Consider the following 16,385-nt stretch of genomic DNA (forward strand, 5'->3'; position numbering starts at 1 on the left):
CGCGCTGCGGGCACAGCAAGATCGTTGTGGCGCCGCTCAGACAGCGCGTATCTCGATGACCGCTCTTGCTGGCATTTCGTCCCACGTGCGGCCATTGAGCTCGCGACCGTTGGCGGCCTTTGCTCGCCGCTTGCCGTCCGCGCCCCAACCGCCCCATTGCTTGAAGAAGAAGGCGACCTCTTGCTCCTGGCATTGGACGCGCACCGACTCCACCCACTCCGTCTTCATCGGCCTGGCCTTCGGGCCTGACTCACCGCCCACGATGACCCAATGGATGTCTGTCAGATCCAGTTCGCCCACGTCGGACAGCAGCGGTTCGACGGAAAGGAAACGGATCCGCGCTGGCACGTTGCGCAGGTGATCGATGCGTGGAACTCCGTACTTGCGGTCCTCGACTGACGCGCCAAGCCAGGCGTTGTCCGGCACGGAACGTGTGCGGAAGAAGCGCGCCATGCGCGCCGCCCGCTTGGTTAGGATCTGGTACGTGTGGTGCGGCGTCTGCTCGATGACCGCGAACACCTTCTCGATGTAGGCCTCAGGCACGCGGTCATGGAACAGATCCGACATCGAGTTCACGAAGTAGACCGTTGGCTTCTTGCGCTTGAGCGGGTCACCCAGGCGATCCGGCAGCAGAGTCAACGCAAAGCCGTTCTCGTAGCCAGGCGTGCCCATGGCGTTGAGCCGCTTGGCCATCGTCTCGGCATAGCAATGTTTGCAGCCCGGCGAGATCTTTGTGCAACCCACTGTGGGGTTCCATGTCTGCTCGGTCCACTCTATCTTGCTGGTCGTTGTCATCGCGTTGCTCCCTGCTTTGCAAGCTTAGTCGCCGCCTTGGGCTTTGGCGCATACGTGCGGACGATTCCCCTCACCACGCCGACGATCTCCAGCGACTGGCGTGGCGAGATGACGCCCGGCTCTGTCCCGTGAGAGGCCAGTTGATCCCGACCACCCGTACGTCGGAATTCCTTGATCGTGTGTGCACCGTCGATCTCGGCCACCACGAAGTCGCCGTTGACGGCCTGAGCGCCGGTCTCGACGACCGCGACGTCCCCACTGAGGATGCCGGCGCTCACCATCGACTCGCCGCGCACCCGTACCAGAATCGTCCTGGAAGGGCGGGCACCCAACAACTCGGACAAGCTCTGCTCCTGCAGCAATCCCGACCCTGCCCGGTCCAAATCAATGCCCGCTCGCACCTCGTCATCACTGAACTCGAATCGGAAGAAATTCGGTCCCGGCGCCAGGCGCCCACCCGCCACCCTGTTCACATGGCCAGAGGCGGTGAGCCGGTCCATGAGTTTGAAGGCCGCGGCCTTCGTCCGAAATCCCAGCGCCCCGGCGATCCCGTCATACGACGGCAGACACAGCTCGCGCGCGTAGAGATCGCGCAGGCGATGCAGGTGCAGCCTGTCATTGTTCGGGCGGGCCATCGGTGTACGAACGTTCACTAATGGTGCGGAGCATACCCACTGCGCCTTTCGGCGCCACCTCCATTCGTGGGACATGCCTAGAACAAGGACCGGTTCTGGTCGCGTGCGATGTCACCCCAGATGCGATCAGGCAAGGCGTGCCGGTTGAAGAACACCAAGCGGTAGATCGCTCTCCCCTCGCCGTAGGTGATGCGCGGCATCTGCGAACTCACCATGAACCCCAGGTCCTTGACTATCGAGCACCATTCCTCAAAGAATCAGTTCGGCAGGCTCTTCTTGGACAGGGCTTCAGCGGGTACCCGGTCCCGCCATCCCGGCAGCGCGTCCTTGAATAGGTCTCGCTTGGGATCCAGCTCCATGTCGATGTTGCGGTGCAAGTCCATGATGCTGAAGTGCACAGCGAAGTCGACGTGCTGCAATTTTGCCAGGCGCTCAATCACCGAGAAAGACAGGTACTCCAGGTTGTACGGGTCGATGTAGGACAGCGCGAGAGCGCCAAAAGGCACCGCCTTTTTCATGTCGTTGACAGTCCGCTCGGCGGGTTGAGGTTTTCCTTATCCGCGAAACTCAGGAAAACAACCCATTGCCTGATTCAGTCGTTCCTCGCATATTGGTCGCTGGCATAGCTCTAGCGAATTCACCGAGATGGTCGGCACCGAGACAGCGCTGATCCCTGCGGCCTATGACGGCCGCGAGCAAGCGCTCGTGAAGCATCGACTGCTTGAGGACTACCTCGAGAAGCTGTTCCTGATCATCGGCATGGGAACCAAGTCCGGCGGCAGTAAGGAGCTTTGCTACGTCGACTGCTTTGCCGGCCCTTGGGGCGATCCTTCGGAAGACATGCAGGCCACGTCGATCGCCATCTCACTCAGGACGCTAGATAATTGTCGCCAGAAGCTCGCAAGCCTGAAGGTCTTCGTCAAGATCAAGGCGCTGTACGTCGAGAAGAAGCCGTCGTCGTTCAAGCGGCTCCAGGCACACCTCACCGACCACACGCCGCGCAGCATTCAATCCCACGGCATGCAGGGTGACTTCGTGTCGTTGCGTCAGGAGATCCTCAACTGGGTCGGGCCCGACGCTTTCACGTTCTTCTTCATTGATCCGAAGGGCTACACGCCGATCGCTGTGCCCATACTGGCTCCAATGGTGCGACGGCCTCGGTCAGAGTTCCTAATCAACCTGATGTACGACCATGCCAATCGCGCGATGTCGATGGAGAGCATGAAGACGACGATGATCACCGTGCTCGGTAAGGACCTCGATGTGACCGGAATGAACCCGCAGGAACGCGAGCATGCCTTCGTTCACACGTACAGGGAGAGCCTCAAGCAATGCGTCCCCGCGTCGACGTCACGGCCCGCGCGAGCAGGACACGCACGGGTGATGAATCCGGAGCGTGACCGTGCAAAGTACCACCTGGTCTACCTAACCACGCATCCCCTGGGCATCGTGAAATTCATGGAGATCTCCGAGGGTACGGATCGCGTTCAGTCGCAGGTTCGAGCTGAGAAGCGAGACAAGAAGCAAGCCGGTCAGACCGGCACGGGATTGCTGTGGTCTACCGCCGAATTTGCCGAACTTGACGTTACGCATGCTGCAGGCTCCGAGGTGGACAGCTTCTGGCGCGATTACCTCAGGGGTGGGGACAGAATGATCAATACCGCCGCGTTTGCCGACATACTGGAAGAGAAGGACTGGTTCGAAGGCGATCTGCAGGCATCGCTCGTACGCCTAGTGAAAGCCGGCAAGGTTGTGAATCGTTCGGCCGACGCCAAGCGACGCTACAAACGGCCGCTGCATCACGAAGGCGCTGGCGAGACTCTGGGCTGGGTTTCGTAGCCACTGAATCTGACCAGCAAGGTCCCCGGCCCTCACGCACGCATGAGCGTGTCAGGCGATCGGGTGAGTCATGCGCAGGGCGCCGAATTGGTCGGCGGCCACACGGCGCGTCGGACACCGTTGCGAAAATGTCGAGCGCGTCCTGCTCGCTCATCGGCCATACGACCTTGGGAGCATGGGCGGCTGGATTCCGCATGGCACCAAAGAGGCCCACTAGCAGGTTGCTGATGCCCTTTTGCTCGCTGATCTCGGTATCGGTCGCCAGACTGTTGATGGCGATTACCGGAGCCTTTGTTGAGAACGCCTGGTTGATCAGATCGGCATCCGTCGTCTCTCCGAGAACCCTGCAGGCGGCTTCCAAGACGGACGGGTCAAAGCACGGTATACGGTCCACGGCGGCAGCAGCTTTGAAGTGGTGGGACTTGGCGCTCCCTTCTAAGGCGAGTGCCGTCGCGATCTAGCCTAGCAGTACGGTAGTTCGGCGCATCCGGACAAACCTTGCTCGCTTGCTTCGCGTCTTTTGGTTCGGATCTAGGCATCGCGCGCGCAAAGCCCTCATGGAGAATCCGTCGCCATGCAAGAGGAATCAATGCTGTCGCGACACCCGCGCGTGTTCATCGGCGCCCCTATCGATGTCGAGTCCGAGCGACTCTTGTTACGCGAGCTGTATGACCTCCTGGGTCGACACATGGCTTGGTCCGTCGTGCTGGCCAACTTTCACTGTGGTGGTCGTCAGATCGACTTCGTCGTTGGCTCCGATCGGTGCACGCTTCTGATCGAGGCAAAGCAGTACCTTTGGCCCGTCGAGGGTGCAGAAAACGGCCAATGGTCGATGCGTTTTAGCGCGGGGAATACGAGAACGATTCGGAACGCCTATCGACAAGCGCTAGACGCTAAGCACCTGCTGCGAGATCAAATCGGCCGGCCGAACGAGGCGGGGTATCCACATGCCTGCGTGGTCGCCATTCCTTCATTGCCGGCGTGCTCCGTTGTGCCATCGGACTCAAAGGTCACCGTCTGCGGCCTCCCCGGGTTGGAGCAGGTGCTGCAGCAGCAATCCAGCTTGAGGCTGCAGGAACAGGATTGGCTGACCCTGGCGCAGTCGCTTTCGCTGGAACCGATTGGCGACTTGGAGATGGCGTTCGACGAATCCTTGAACGTGGCGAGCCGACAGCTCGATGCGTACCTCGATGAATTCGCTCGCACGTACGGTGATGTCGATGTGCTCCTCAGACCTGACAGCTACCGGTCAATAGGAACATCGCTGGCAAGAGACGCGGCCGTCGATCTGATCTTCAGCGACGCTTCCATCACGCTCGTGAAGGGGCCATCGGGCTGCGGCAAGTCACTGCTTGGCAAATACGCCGCGCTGGTCGCGGCGAGGCGCGGCGTCATACCAATCATCATCCAGGCCAAGTATTTCCAGGGCGAACTCCGGGAATCCTTGAACAGAGAGGTTGCGCTTCTCGGAGCTGCTTCCGTGGCCCAGCTGCTCGCGTCCATTCGAAGACTTGGTAGAACCTGCCTCCTTGTCATCGATGGCTACAACGAATGCTCCTCAGGGGAGCAACTCACGCTGAGCCGAAGCATTAGAGCCTTCTCACGGCGGTATGGCGCCGCATGCGTCGTAAGCTCCCAGATCGACTTGGAGGGGGTTGCCGCTGGAGGCGAGCGCACCTTGATGGTGACACCGCCATCGAGCGAGCTGAAGCGCGCCATCGCGGCTGCCGCTGCGGGTAGCGCAGCCCTGGCTTCCACTGCCTCAGCCCTTTTGGACGTCGTCCAAACCGGCCTGGAGGCGGACCTCATCGGCCAGGTCGGCGCCGAACTGGGGCCGCATGCGGGCACGTTTGCCGTGTTCGACCGGTTCGTGCGCAGGAAACTTGGCGACCAGGATGCCGAGGGCATTGGGTTCCTGGCGGCACTGGCGGGATCACTGGTCGAGGGTGCGACGTTCTCGACGACGACCAGCCAAGTGGATCGGTTGGCCCACCGTACTCGGATCCCCGCCGAGATGCGGCGACGGCTGATCGCAGCAAAAGTTCTGGCCGAGCGAGTGGACCGCGTGAGCTTCGGCCACGAGCTCTTCATGCAGGCGTTCTCCGCCGAGTGGGCGGTGAGAGAAGCTGCAGGCAGTATCGAAGCCATCTTGACCACCCTGGCGTCGCCACGATTCAGTCGCAGCAAGAACCATATCCTCGGAGCGCTGGACAATCCAGATCTTCAGCAGGCGGTGCTTGAGCGTCTCACTGATACGGAGATCCTTCTGGCCGCGCACGCCGGCATGTGCGGCGAAACGGCAAGGAGCTGGGCAAAGGCCCGCTTCGACACGCTGCTTGAGATGGCTGTCGAGGAGGCAAACCGCTTGTACTTCAAGGGCAAGGACGGTGACCTTGTTCACGTCCAGATAGACCCGGCGACGCGGCAGTCGTGGTCGAAGGAAGAGCTCGCTGTGCTGGCAGGGGTAGTTCACCTTGTCTGTACAGGACCTTTGCTGGAAGCGTTCCTCGAGGCCATCACCTCGCTGGATGATGCGTTCGCTCGAGCTTGCAAAGCGCTCGTGGATGAAGGCATGAGTCGCGGCCGTGCCTACAGCGAGGCATTTCAGTTTCTGGTTCTCTTTGGAAGCCATGACGTCGCGCTGACCAGCGCGCTGAAAGACGTGTCGACTGGCGCTTACAGAGCGTGCGTCGGCAGAGAAGTTGCGGAGCAGATTGACCTGCACTGGAACGAGGATTCCTCGCTGATGCAGCTCTACGTGCTTGTGCAGCTCGCCAGCCAGCAGTATGGAAACCGTAGCCTGTTCGCGGAGAAGACCGCAGACCTGATCAACAACCGGCTGCGAGGATTTCCTTATCACCTGCGGTTGGCTGTCCTTCACCTAGCTCGTATGGGTGGTGAGGTCTCCGAAGCTCAGAAACAGATGCTTGTCGAGGCGCTTCAGTCCTTGCCATCAACGAACGCCTGGGTGGATACCCCCATCGTCGATGCGCTGGAAAGCCTTGGCGCGCTGCGTGATGAGATGTGGGAGCAGTACGACGGAATCGTCGCTGAACTCCGAGGGATCCTGGAGCGCAAGCTGGCACCCGAAGCCTGGGACGAGGCCTACGTTTTCTACGAAAGGCAGACCGGTCATCCCTATGGCAACGCCTACTGCGAAGCGGTCCGCTCGTTGAGCGACGTCGAGCGTGCGCAATTCCTTGCGATGGCCTGCCGCACGACTTCGAAGTACGTGTGGAATACGTCCTTCTTGATGCGAGAGATGTCCAGGTCGGTGGCACTGGGCGACGCATTCGCACTGGAATCGATCCAGCCACGCCTTGCGCTCCCGCCTCTCCAGAATCACGGCCCCCAGGATGCTGTCGATACGTTCATGCGCGCCCATGAGACCCTTGCAAGGCTCGGCGCTGCTCTGCCGGATCAAGCGTTCTATGGCCTTGAGGGCAGACCCGAGCGAGTTGCACTCCTGGGCTGCGCACAACTGGCCTACTTTCATCCGGATCCGCGGACTGGAGCCGGCGCCCAGCCCCAAAACAACGATGCCGTCTCACTCCTAATGTCGGCGGGCGCGACGCAGGCTATCACAGCGATCTCGCTCGTCGAGTGGTCGCATTTCGGCGAAGTCAACCCAAACAATCGGTTTGTCGCGCGGTTTCGCGAGGTGTGTGTCGATGCGGCGCGACGAAGCCTCCGGGAGATGGTGCAGCCCACCAACTACTTCGGCGATAGAGGAGCGGGGCTACCGCATCGCGCCATGGCGGTGTCGATCCTGGAGCGCTTCGGAGACCGCTCAGACCTCGGCCTGCTTCGCGGACTGGCGGACGACAAAGAGGTCGGTGTCGCCGCCCTCCAAGCAATCGGCAAGCTGGAAGGTATCTAGCACCCGTTCAGCCAGCAACTGGTGGAGGTGGCTCGACGCCAGCTGCATTCAAGGCGTCGTCTGCGCTGTGAGTCGGTGAGATCGGCTTCGGCATGGTGACAAACGCGCTGTCTTCATCTGGGCCATCGTAGGCACCCAATCGAACCGCCGATATAGACAGGGCTATGCGCGCCAGTTCGAAGGATGGCCCGCGCGGGAAGCGTCTTCAAGGCAACCTTCTCCCGCGGGTTCAACGCCCCAGGTGGCGTCCAAATGCCAGCGCTCAGCCTATCCTGCACTAAAGGATTTCTGTCCTCACCACGAGCTTTCAGCCCGCAGGTGCAGGACGCAGCCGGCGGCGATCCGCACGCGTGACGACGCAAAGCGGCGCCCACCCGCGCCGAAGACGACGCGCTGGCGGCCGGACCCGCTGCCCATTCGCCGCACAGGCGCCGCTTGTGACTGGTAGCCGACGCAAAGCCGCCGCGCAGCCGCCGCCGATGACACCGATCCGGCAGCCAGGCGCCGTCGTTCTGCCGCGAACGCGCTGGTTTTCTGCCCCGAATCCAGCTCGCTCGCCGACGTTCAGCGCACCTAGATTGGTAGTTCACCAGTCCAGAGCGCTGCATGAAGCTGCACCCTAAACGCCCGCCCGGCCGCATCGACCGCAAGGCTGCGGCGTACGCCGCCGACATTGCAACGCTGCGCGGCGCCGGCTACACCTACGAAGCCATCCGAGAAGCGCTGCTTGATGTCGGCGTCGTGGCCAGCACGAGCGCGCTGCGCCGGGAAGTGCAGCGACTGCGCACTCGTCAGGTCGGCAGCGCACTGCATTCAGCGCCAGGACCGCCACCCGCACCTCCGACACCTGCAGCGTCGCGGCAGTCACTCGCGCCCGGGCCCCGCCCAGCACCGCACGACCTGCCAGGCGGTTTGCGCGGCCGAGACGTCGCTGAGGCCTTCTTCAGCGCCAACCCCAGCAATCCTCTACTCAAGTCCCAGGAGATCCCATGAAACTCGCTGTCATCAACTTCTCCGGCAACGTCGGCAAGAGCACCATCGCCCGCCACCTGTTGGCGCCACGCATCCCCCGCTGCGAGGTCATCGCGGTGGAGAGCATCAATGCCGACGACGCGCAAGGCAAAACCGTGCGCGGCCGACAGTTCGCCGAACTGCAGGAGTTTCTGCAGACCGCCTCCAATGTCGTGGTCGACATCGGCGCCAGCAACGTCGAAGAGCTGCTCCTGCTCATGCAACGCTACCAAGGCAGCCACCTGGACTTCGACGGCTACATCGTGCCGACGGTGCCGGCACGCAAACAGCAGCAGGACTCTGCGGCCACGCTGGCCGAGCTGGCCCGCATTGGCGTTCCTGCCAGTCGTGTGCGGCTGGTCTTCAACCAGGTCAACGACGACGGACCTGTGGAACGGGTGTTTGAGACCCTGCTCGCATATTGCAACGCCTCCAAGGCCGTCGAGCCACGGCTCGCGGCTTGCCTCCGCTACAACGAGATCTACGCGCTCCTTCGGGCCACCGACAAGTCCCTCAAAGCGCTGGCGGCCGATACGACCGACTACAAGAAACTCATTGCGCAGGCCGGCAGCACCGGCGAAAAGGTTGCACTGGCCCAAACACTCGCAATGAATCGCCTGGCTCGCGGCGTGCTGCCAGAACTCGATGCGTGCTTTGATGCCCTGGACTTGCAGTCGCTGCTGTTCGAGGGTTTGGTGAGTGACGCGTCGCCGCAGTTGGTACTCTGAAATTCAACGCTTTCAGCATTCCTGGCTAGACTGCTCGCGTTATTCACCCGGAGCATTACGTGGCCAAGTCCCTGACGCAGATCCAAAGCCAGATTGAAAAACTCCAGAAACAGGTCGACGCCGTTCGCTCGGCCGCCGTCGTCCGTATTCGCAAGGAAATGGCGCAACACGGCCTGACCGCCGACGACCTGTTCGGCCCGGCGAGCAGCACCTCGACTGGCAGTGGCCGTGCGACCAAGGCCAAGGTCAGGACCAAGGCCGACAGGCCGCCGAAGTACGCCGACGGCTCGGGCAACACCTGGGGCGGCATGGGCAAGCGCCCGGCATGGATCCGAGAGGCGTTGGACGCTGGCAAGTCTCTCGAAGAGTTCCTTGTCGGCGCCGCGCCTAAGGCAGCAAAGGCGGTGAAGGCAGCCAAGCCAGGTCGCAAGCCCGCAGCCAACAAGGCTGCCCCTGCGGCAGCGCCCAAGAAGGCCGCCGCCAAGCGTCCGGCGCGCAAGAAGGCGACTGACGCAGCAGCGGCTACTACTGCAGAGTCCTAACGAGCACAGCGGCCACCAGGGCCGCCCCAGCTCAGCTTTAGCAAGGGCTGGCACACTGCAGGCGGCTCTTCAGTGAGCCCCTGCTTTTCCTCCCTGAGCAGGCCGGCCCTGCCGGTTGCAGCCCCGTGGCAATGCCCGGGGCTTTTCTTTTGTGCGGCCGGCTGCGATCTGGTCAGCTCGCCTGACGCAGGCGCCGGACGATCTCGCGCACCCGTGCTTCGCCGTTGGGCACCAACGTGTAGAGATCGGCCCGCGCCCATCGCAGCGCATCAAGGCAGCACAGCATGTCGTCGCTGATGCCGACGTCCACCGCGCGCAACTCGAACAGATTGAACGGGAACGTCCGCCCATTGAACGTGCCGGCAATGAATGCCGCCACGCGGCGCGTCTGTCCCGAGTCGCCTTGCTCGGCGATCTTCAGGAGTCGTGCGAATGCCCGTTCGGCCTGCGAGCTCGCCTTCTGCGACCGGGCCGCGCAGCGGGCCATGATGTCCAGTGTCGAGGTGGCCATGAGGATCTCCTGGCTGGAGGTTGGCGCCGGCCTGGCTGCATGCTCGGGCCGCGCGCCGGTTGTGCTCACGCTGGATTCGAGGGGTGAATCCAGCGCAGGGTGGCAGACGGAGAGGCTCAAGCCTTCAGCTTGCGCATCTCCTCGGCAAGCATCCACAGCGCCCGGTTGAGGCTCACGCCCCGGTCGATGCTTTGCACGGGTCGGGTCTGCATGCGCTTGCCATGGGCGCTGCGGCCAGGCTGCCCGCCCTGGATGACGTTCTCCTGCACCCGCTGGAAGGTGGTCCACAGGCTGTGGCCGGTGTCCTCGAACCGCCGCGCATGGATCAGCTGCTCGGCCGTCACCGGCGCGGGCGGCTGGCCCTCGGTCCGCTCGCCGAAACGCAAGGCCAGGGCTGCCGTGGCGAATGCCGTCTGCTCGCCGGGCTCCAGCTGCAGCGCCTTCATGCCCTCGGTGTGTTCCTCGACGGTGCTGAACTCCTCCAGCACGCGGAACGCGCCTTCGATGACTTCGCCTTGAATGTTGCCCTTGTGGGGCTATGAGTAGCTATCCATGGCCGCACCTATGAATAGACATCAACTACGAATAGTTCGAACACACGCCCGCCTCTGCCCACCTGGGTTGGCTGCCGATTTCGGGCGTGTGGGTCTTGCCATAGTTACAGCGTTTCCAAGAACTTCATCAGCTCGTCGGTGGCACGGAAACGCGTGAGCTTGATGTCCGGGGCCTCGAGCCGAGCCAGGGCCTTCTCCTTCATTTCCAGGTTGGCTTCAACGTAGCGGTGGGTCGTGTTCGTGCTCTCGTGACCGAGCCACAGCGCGATGACGTTGAAGGGCACACCGCTCTGCAACAGATGCATGGCTGTCGTGTGCCTCAAGGTGTGGGGAGAAACCCGCTTGCCCTTCAGGCCGGGGACCTCGGCCGTGGCGCGACCGACCGCCAGAGTCAATCGCTGCGTCACGTTGCAGCGCGTCATCGCCTGGCCCGATCGATTGGGAAGCAGGGCTGAGTCACCGCGCAGTTGCGGATTGCCACGCAACCAGGCCCGTGCCGCTGCCACCGTGGATTTCCACAGTGGCACCGATCGCTGCTTGCGGCCCTTGCCCATCAGATGGACGCAGGCCGCACCGTCCAGCACAACGTCGTCAACCCGCACGCCGATGATCTCGGACACGCGAGCGCCGGTGTTGTAGAGCAGCGTGAGCAACAGGTGGTCGCGCTGTGATGTCCACTCGCCGCCAGGCTGACCCAGCACCGCGACGATCTCGGGCCGGCTCAGGTAGCCGAGCATCGGCCGGTCGAAGCGCTTCATCGGCACCCCCAGCGCACGCTCGATCGAGTGCAACGCGGACACGTCGCGCCGGCCGGCGAACTTCAGGAATGTGCGCAGCGCCGTCAGCCGCAGATTGCGGCTTCGCACCGAGTTCTGTCGCTCCGCCTCCAGGTTGTCCAGGAAGCTCAGGATCAACTCCGGCGTGATGTCCGCCAGCAGCATGGTTGCGGGCGACTTGCGCAGTCGCGCGGCCGCGAACCCGAGGAACAGCTTGATGGCGTCCCGATAGCACGAGACCGTCTGCGGACTGAGCGCCCGTTGTGCAACCAGGTACTCGGTGAAGAACTGCTGGACGATCGCCGGAAAGCTTGGCGGTTTGATGGTGGCCTCACGCATCGCACACCTCCGGCATGCAAGCCTCAAACCGCTGCGCGGCAACCGCCATGAGATCGGGCACCGCCTGCAGGTACCAGTACGTGTCGGCGACGCCCGCGTGTCCGAGGTATGTCGACAGCGACAGCATCGTCTGGTCGACGTCGACCCCTTGCTGCTGCCACAGCAACACGCGCCTGACGACGAACGTGTGCCGGAGATCGTGGATGCGTGCCGCATGGTGGGTGCCACGATTGACCCAGCCCAGTTCGCGGCGCAGACCGGCGAATACCAACCTGGCCTGGTGCCCTGCCAATGGCGTGCCCAGGATGTCGGCTCGCAGACCGATGAACAGGTACTCGTCCTCGCCCGAGGCAGCACCGGTCAGGTCGCGACCGGCGCGATATGCGCGCAGTGCCTGGGTCGTGCTTGGATGCAGCGGCACTGCACGCGACTTGCCGAACTTCGTTCGCCGGATGGTGAGTACCCCTTGCTGCAGATCCACGTCGGCCAGGCGCAGTGCCAGCGCCTCTGAAATCCGCAACCCTGTGCTCGCGAGCAAGCCGAAGAGCGTCTCGTACAGCAAGCCTCGGATGCTGGACGGCGGCCCCAGGCGCCGCGCGGCAGCCAGCAGTTCCTCTATCTCCTGATCGCTGTAGATGTGTGGCGTTCCCCGTACGGGCCGATGCCCGCAGACCGCCTCGTCCGGCACCTCGGTGTCCGGCTCGAACTGCAGCAGCCAACGCGCGAAGGGACGCAGGCGCCTCATTCGCCGAGCCATGTGCAAGGATCCTGGCATCGAAGACCGCCCTTGCGCCGCCCACTGGGTCATGACTTCGAGCGTCAACGGGCCGAGATGGTTGCTGCGCTGGACATGCCGCGCAAGACTGCGCAAGCAGTAGCCGGAGTGCCTGAGGTCAAAACCGAGACGCTGCCGTTCAGCAAGGTAGCGTTCGACGAGGGTGATCACGTCGTTCGTCATGCTTGGCTCCCGGTGGTGTTGGGGGCCACTGAACCAGGCCATGGCAGCGCCACTTCGAACAGGTGACGACTGTCGAGCTTGGCGTAGACGCGCGTGGCGTTCAGTGAACGGTGCCGCAGGACATCGGCGACTTCCTTGATCGACGAGCCCGTGGCGAGCAGTCTGCTGGCCATGGTGTGGCGCAGCAGGTGTGGTCGTGTGTGGGGCAGGCCCGCCCGCGCGTAGGCCTCGCGGATGGTCTTGCCGACGACAGCCGATCCGATACAACGCTCATGAGGTGTCTTGTGACTGGCGAAGACCATGCGGTGCAGGGTCTTGGGCCTCTCGCTGCGCAGGTAGGCGACGATGGCGTCACCGGTGGCAACGGGCAGGGGCATCACGTGTTCGCGTCGGCACTTGGTCCGGCGCAATGTGATCGTGCCGGCAGCCCAGTCGATGTCGTCCAGGCTCAGGCGAGCGACTTCGCCGATGCGCAGGCCCAGGTCCAGGGCGCAACGCACCATGGCGTCGGCACGACGTATCGACGCCCCCGACTGGCCAAGTGAAGCGATAAGCTGTTCGACCTCCGCTGGCTTGAGCGAAGTCGGCAACGAGGCCTGCTGCCAGTTCGCCGGCGTTGACAGCGCACCGGCCAGGGAGTGAAGACTGTCCCCTTGCGTCGAGCGCCAACGGAAGTAGCCACGCAGACTGGATACGACGCTGCTCAGGCTCAGGGGCGTCGTATGCGTCTTGGCCTGCTCGGCAATGAAGCCGCGAACGTGCAATGCGGTCACCGCATCGAAATTGATGGCGTCACCAGCAAATCTCTCGCGCAGGAGTCGGCCGATGATGCGCAGGGTGTTCTCGCGAGTGCTACGCGCCAGGCCGCGCGCGTGGGACAGGTAGTGATCAAACCGGCGCAGTTCCTCCCCTACGGGAGTCGTGTCAAGCGCCTTCGGCGGCACAGCGAGAGCCGTGCGAAGAACGACCAGCAGATGAACCAGCGGAGCATGGTGATCATCGGGTCGCCGCCCCCCAGGCATAGCAGCGCGCCGACGCGGAACACGCTGGTACAGGAACTCTGCGATCAAGGTCTCGTTGAGATCACCCATGCGCCTGCATGCCTGGATCATCCATAGATCGAGGCGCGTGACCACGGCCTCGCAGTGCTCGATGTAGGAAGCCGCGTAGCCGCGGTCGACCAAATACCTCCGGTAGGTAGGCCTATGTTCGGTCAGCAGTGAGGCGCTGCTGGTCGGGACAACGGTGTCGAAAGGGACAGGTTTGACAACCATGACGATCTCCAGTTAGTGGAGCCGCCAGTGCATGCGAAGTCAGGAACTACGTATAGCTGCTCATGCCAGATGATTGACAGGACAGGCGATGAGCAACGAGCACCGCGGGTGCGCGATCACCAGCTACTCGTAGTTGATGTCTATCCATAGGTGAGGGATGCGGATGTCTTCGACCACGTCGCCGACGACCAGACCGTTACAGCAAACGAACCTCAGCATCCCAGCGAGCATCTGGTACGAGCTGGCACCGTCATGGCTGTTGATGAGGATGATCTCGTTGGCCTCCGGCTTGGCCTGGACCTGGCCAGCGTGGCGCATGCGGATCATGTGTTTGGTGAACTCGGCCTTGCCCTCGATCCGGCTGGCGCCCTGAGCCACCATGAAGGGCTCGAAGCCCTCCTTGCGCAGGCCGCGCAGGACATCGATGGTCCGGGATGTAGGTGTACCGGTCGGATCGGCTGACGTGCTTGCCCAGCGCAAAGATGGACGGCGCCGCCGCGCGCATTTGGTCTTCGCTGAGCGGCTCGGCGCTGCGGATGACCTGGGTGGTGCGGCCAGCAAAACGGGTGGCCAGGGTCGGATGGGTCGAATGCATGGCGAGATATCCTGGGAGAGGCCAGCCGGGCTCCGGATTGAAGTCCTGAATGCTGATCCTCTTGCTCGGACTCCTCGCTCCCGCCCACGGGCGGGCGGGGGGTGGGCATGGCCCCTTCCGGCGGGAAGGGGTTGGGGATGGATGTTCAGAACTGCAGCCGAAGCAGTGCGCCGGTTTCCCGGCCCACCGCTAGAAGATCCCCCCACAAGTCCCCCTCACAAGGGGACGGGGGTTGTGGGGGGAGCGCGGTGGGACGACCTGCGCACAGGCTGCCCCATCACGGGCGACGCAGCCCAGCGGGCGATGTGACAGCTTGCCTGGCGCAGCGCGTGCAGCAGAGGAGCCCAAAGACCACGAGCCACGGCGGCTCTGCGACCGGCGTGACACGAAGCGAAGCGACTGGCGCGACGGTCGAGCCGTGGCGAACACTTCAAGAGCGGCCCGGCCTCGGGCTTGGCGGGCGCTCGGGGTGGCGATCTGGCCGGGTCAGCGCGCAGCGCAGTTGATCAGGACCGGGCAGTTCGCCAAGCAGGCCTTTCATGCGCAGCGTGAAGGAGATTGCCTGCGGTCCCCGAGCGCGGGAGGGCCGCGCCTTGATTAGGCTGCCCAGGACGGGAACGTTTGGACCGACTGCCCGCTGCGTGACCCGCAGAGATCTGAGACCGCTCAAGATGCAGCCGTCGACGGCGAGCCAGCGAGCGGCGGCCATGTGCCCAGAGCCGAAATTGGTCGGGAAGCAGCAGGAGGCTCGCCATAACCCATGGGTTGCCAAAGCATGGCCGGCGGCAGGCTTTTTCGCCCCTCCCCCCGAGCGGCAGGATGCGCGCCGTTGCGTTGCCGGTTCCATGCCGCGTAGTCTTGCCACTCGCAATCGCCTTGCTAGCCAGCCCCTTCGAGGCAGTAGACCCGTCAGCATTGCGCCTGCCGTGACGGGATAGATGACTGGCTGAATCTCTCTTGCCGCAGCTGCAATGCTGTTCGGTATCACCTCGCAAGTCCGTACATCGAACAGAGATGGCCGAGGACTGCCATGCTTGCTGGGCTTAAAGCCAACTACCCATCAAATGTTCCTAGCGCGCCGTCTGAAACTGTAGCCTGCGTCTGGATGATGCGAGCATGTTAGAGCAGTTCTCCGCCAGCGTTGGTAAAACGCGAGTGCCTGAGTTTCATTGAGCGCGTTCCGAGGTCCTCGTCCAACTGGCGAATCTTTGCATCCAAATAGCAGAGCACCATGACCGATTTAAATGTCGACAATTTTCTTCGGTCTTACCTCAAGACTCGACACATGATCCTGCTGCTGGAACGTGGCAGGCATGTGCCCATCCTTCACGCCGCCTAGGCCACCGGCCTGACACAGTCAACCGCGTCGAAGATGCTGTCGGACCTCGAAAGCACCGTTGGTGTCCAGCTATATGTCTTGGAGGGGACAAGGACCGCTCTTGCAGTACAGGAGCGCTTGTTTCCGCTTGACGGGGACGGCTATTAGATAACCCTGGATTTTGCTCACCGGTAAGGCTGGAAGCACGACTTGCCACCTTCGACAGGATTGGCGTTAGGCTCAATAGCCCCAACTTACTGGGCGCATAATCGCCGCATGATTCTATTTCATCATTGCAAACTTTAAAATACTTCCGGTGTTCGCGTCAATTTCATACCTTGCGACACCGCCGAAAAAACGCTCTCCCCGGAAGATCTTTGGTGAGAAGACCACAACATATTTTCCCTTACCCTCAAAAGAAATGGTCATTTCGTAGTTGGAAATATTGGAAATAAACCTCGCTTCCTCCGACCTCGTTGGATCTTCCTTTGCCAAATGATTGCAAAAGTCCAAATAGGCAATGGAGGACGCTCGTTGAATCTCCTGGATTCTAGTCTTTTGCTCTGAAGTCTGAGCCAATGCAGACGTAGTTAGCAAAATCGCCAATGCCATGGCCAGGATTGCCTTCAT

Annotated in this window: 14 protein-coding genes and 3 pseudogenes; 5 read left to right on the forward strand and 12 right to left on the reverse strand. The window is 62.5% G+C overall.

The genetic code is table 11. From position 1 onward, the window contains the following. Nucleotides 1–36 precede the first annotated feature (36 nt). The 4 genes from ACG00Y_RS07670 to ACG00Y_RS07685 all read right to left on the reverse strand — a co-directional run bounded on the left by ACG00Y_RS07670 (nt 37) and on the right by ACG00Y_RS07685 (nt 1,948). Nucleotides 37–795 (reverse strand): DUF5131 family protein, encoded by a 759-nt coding sequence (locus ACG00Y_RS07670; RefSeq protein WP_394477535.1) that lies wholly within the window; start codon nt 793–795, stop codon nt 37–39. Continuing rightward, nucleotides 792–1,430 (reverse strand): LexA family protein, encoded by a 639-nt coding sequence (locus tag ACG00Y_RS07675; protein WP_394477537.1) that lies wholly within the window; start codon nt 1,428–1,430, stop codon nt 792–794. The genes ACG00Y_RS07670 and ACG00Y_RS07675 overlap by 4 nt, the downstream gene beginning before the upstream one ends. Before the next feature lie 77 nt (nt 1,431–1,507). After that, nucleotides 1,508–1,630, reverse strand: a complete 123-nt coding sequence (locus ACG00Y_RS07680) for a hypothetical protein (RefSeq protein ID WP_394477539.1) — start codon at nt 1,628–1,630, stop codon at nt 1,508–1,510. 57 nt (nt 1,631–1,687) lie between these two features. Continuing rightward, nucleotides 1,688–1,948, reverse strand: a complete 261-nt coding sequence (locus ACG00Y_RS07685; RefSeq protein ID WP_394477540.1) for a class I SAM-dependent methyltransferase — start codon at nt 1,946–1,948, stop codon at nt 1,688–1,690. 127 nt (nt 1,949–2,075) lie between these two features. On the opposite strand from ACG00Y_RS07685, the gene tcmP reads away from it, so the two are divergent. Continuing rightward, a complete protein-coding gene (gene tcmP, locus ACG00Y_RS07690; protein WP_394477542.1) occupies nt 2,076–3,269 on the forward strand; it encodes a three-Cys-motif partner protein TcmP in 1,194 nt (397 codons plus the stop codon). Nucleotides 3,270–3,393: 124 nt separating this feature from the next. Here tcmP and ACG00Y_RS07695 read toward each other — a convergent pair. After that, nucleotides 3,394–3,663, reverse strand: a pseudogene (locus ACG00Y_RS07695) (TIGR02391 family protein); the annotation flags it as partial. A 180-nt stretch (nt 3,664–3,843) separates the two neighbouring features. Here ACG00Y_RS07695 and ACG00Y_RS07700 point away from each other — a divergent pair. From ACG00Y_RS07700 to ACG00Y_RS07715, 4 genes are all read left to right on the forward strand, one after another. Then, nucleotides 3,844–7,149, forward strand: a complete 3,306-nt coding sequence (locus ACG00Y_RS07700) for a nuclease-related domain-containing protein (protein ID WP_394477544.1) — start codon at nt 3,844–3,846, stop codon at nt 7,147–7,149. Nucleotides 7,150–7,755: 606 nt separating this feature from the next. Next, a complete protein-coding gene (locus ACG00Y_RS07705; protein ID WP_394477546.1) occupies nt 7,756–8,142 on the forward strand; it encodes a hypothetical protein in 387 nt (128 codons plus the stop codon). Next, on the forward strand, nt 8,139–8,888 hold the full coding sequence (gene stbB, locus ACG00Y_RS07710; RefSeq protein WP_394477548.1) for a StbB family protein: 750 nt from the start codon (nt 8,139–8,141) through the stop codon (nt 8,886–8,888). The genes ACG00Y_RS07705 and stbB overlap by 4 nt, the downstream gene beginning before the upstream one ends. 59 nt (nt 8,889–8,947) lie before the next feature. Then, the gene (locus ACG00Y_RS07715) at nt 8,948–9,430 is read left to right on the forward strand and encodes an H-NS histone family protein (RefSeq protein WP_394477550.1); all 483 of its coding nucleotides are present in this window, start codon (nt 8,948–8,950) and stop codon (nt 9,428–9,430) included. A gap of 172 nt (nt 9,431–9,602) precedes the next feature. On the opposite strand, the gene ACG00Y_RS07720 is transcribed toward ACG00Y_RS07715, so the two are convergent. From ACG00Y_RS07720 to ACG00Y_RS07750, 7 genes and pseudogenes are all read right to left on the reverse strand, one after another. Continuing rightward, entirely contained in the window at nt 9,603–9,941 is a 339-nt protein-coding gene (locus ACG00Y_RS07720; RefSeq protein WP_394477553.1) for a DUF7673 family protein, read from the reverse strand. A 116-nt stretch (nt 9,942–10,057) separates the two neighbouring features. Continuing rightward, nucleotides 10,058–10,465 (reverse strand): annotated as a pseudogene (locus tag ACG00Y_RS07725) (DUF932 domain-containing protein); the annotation flags it as partial. A 134-nt stretch (nt 10,466–10,599) separates the two neighbouring features. Beyond that, the gene (locus tag ACG00Y_RS07730) at nt 10,600–11,610 is read right to left on the reverse strand and encodes a tyrosine-type recombinase/integrase (protein ID WP_394477554.1); all 1,011 of its coding nucleotides are present in this window, start codon (nt 11,608–11,610) and stop codon (nt 10,600–10,602) included. Beyond that, the gene (locus ACG00Y_RS07735) at nt 11,603–12,568 is read right to left on the reverse strand and encodes a tyrosine-type recombinase/integrase (RefSeq protein ID WP_394477556.1); all 966 of its coding nucleotides are present in this window, start codon (nt 12,566–12,568) and stop codon (nt 11,603–11,605) included. The genes ACG00Y_RS07730 and ACG00Y_RS07735 overlap by 8 nt, the downstream gene beginning before the upstream one ends. Next, the gene (locus ACG00Y_RS07740; protein WP_394477558.1) at nt 12,565–13,842 is read right to left on the reverse strand and encodes a site-specific integrase; all 1,278 of its coding nucleotides are present in this window, start codon (nt 13,840–13,842) and stop codon (nt 12,565–12,567) included. Before ACG00Y_RS07740 ends, ACG00Y_RS07735 begins: the two co-directional genes overlap by 4 nt. Before the next feature lie 150 nt (nt 13,843–13,992). Beyond that, nucleotides 13,993–14,437 (reverse strand): annotated as a pseudogene (locus ACG00Y_RS07745) (DUF932 domain-containing protein); the annotation flags it as partial. Between the two features lie 1,600 nt (nt 14,438–16,037). After that, nucleotides 16,038–16,385, reverse strand: a complete 348-nt coding sequence (locus ACG00Y_RS07750) for a hypothetical protein (RefSeq protein WP_394477560.1) — start codon at nt 16,383–16,385, stop codon at nt 16,038–16,040.

The organism is Pelomonas parva (assembly GCF_043555835.1).
Lineage (GTDB): Bacteria > Pseudomonadota > Gammaproteobacteria > Burkholderiales > Burkholderiaceae_C > Pelomonas > Pelomonas parva.

Bases quoted from the DNA above. Each gene is read 5' to 3' on its own strand.
- ACG00Y_RS07670 (WP_394477535.1), bottom strand. From the start codon at position 795: ATGACAACGACCAGCAAGATAGAGTGGACCGAGCAGACATGGAACCCC.
- ACG00Y_RS07675 (WP_394477537.1), bottom strand. From the start codon at position 1,430: ATGGCCCGCCCGAACAATGACAGGCTGCACCTGCATCGCCTGCGCGAT.
- ACG00Y_RS07680 (WP_394477539.1), bottom strand. From the start codon at position 1,630: ATGCCGCGCATCACCTACGGCGAGGGGAGAGCGATCTACCGCTTGGTG.
- ACG00Y_RS07685 (WP_394477540.1), bottom strand. From the start codon at position 1,948: ATGAAAAAGGCGGTGCCTTTTGGCGCTCTCGCGCTGTCCTACATCGAC.
- tcmP (WP_394477542.1), top strand. From the start codon at position 2,076: ATGGTCGGCACCGAGACAGCGCTGATCCCTGCGGCCTATGACGGCCGC.
- ACG00Y_RS07700 (WP_394477544.1), top strand. From the start codon at position 3,844: ATGCAAGAGGAATCAATGCTGTCGCGACACCCGCGCGTGTTCATCGGC.
- ACG00Y_RS07705 (WP_394477546.1), top strand. From the start codon at position 7,756: ATGAAGCTGCACCCTAAACGCCCGCCCGGCCGCATCGACCGCAAGGCT.
- stbB (WP_394477548.1), top strand. From the start codon at position 8,139: ATGAAACTCGCTGTCATCAACTTCTCCGGCAACGTCGGCAAGAGCACC.
- ACG00Y_RS07720 (WP_394477553.1), bottom strand. From the start codon at position 9,941: ATGGCCACCTCGACACTGGACATCATGGCCCGCTGCGCGGCCCGGTCG.
- ACG00Y_RS07730 (WP_394477554.1), bottom strand. From the start codon at position 11,610: ATGCGTGAGGCCACCATCAAACCGCCAAGCTTTCCGGCGATCGTCCAG.
- ACG00Y_RS07735 (WP_394477556.1), bottom strand. From the start codon at position 12,568: ATGACGAACGACGTGATCACCCTCGTCGAACGCTACCTTGCTGAACGG.
- ACG00Y_RS07740 (WP_394477558.1), bottom strand. From the start codon at position 13,842: ATGGTTGTCAAACCTGTCCCTTTCGACACCGTTGTCCCGACCAGCAGC.
- ACG00Y_RS07750 (WP_394477560.1), bottom strand. From the start codon at position 16,385: ATGAAGGCAATCCTGGCCATGGCATTGGCGATTTTGCTAACTACGTCT.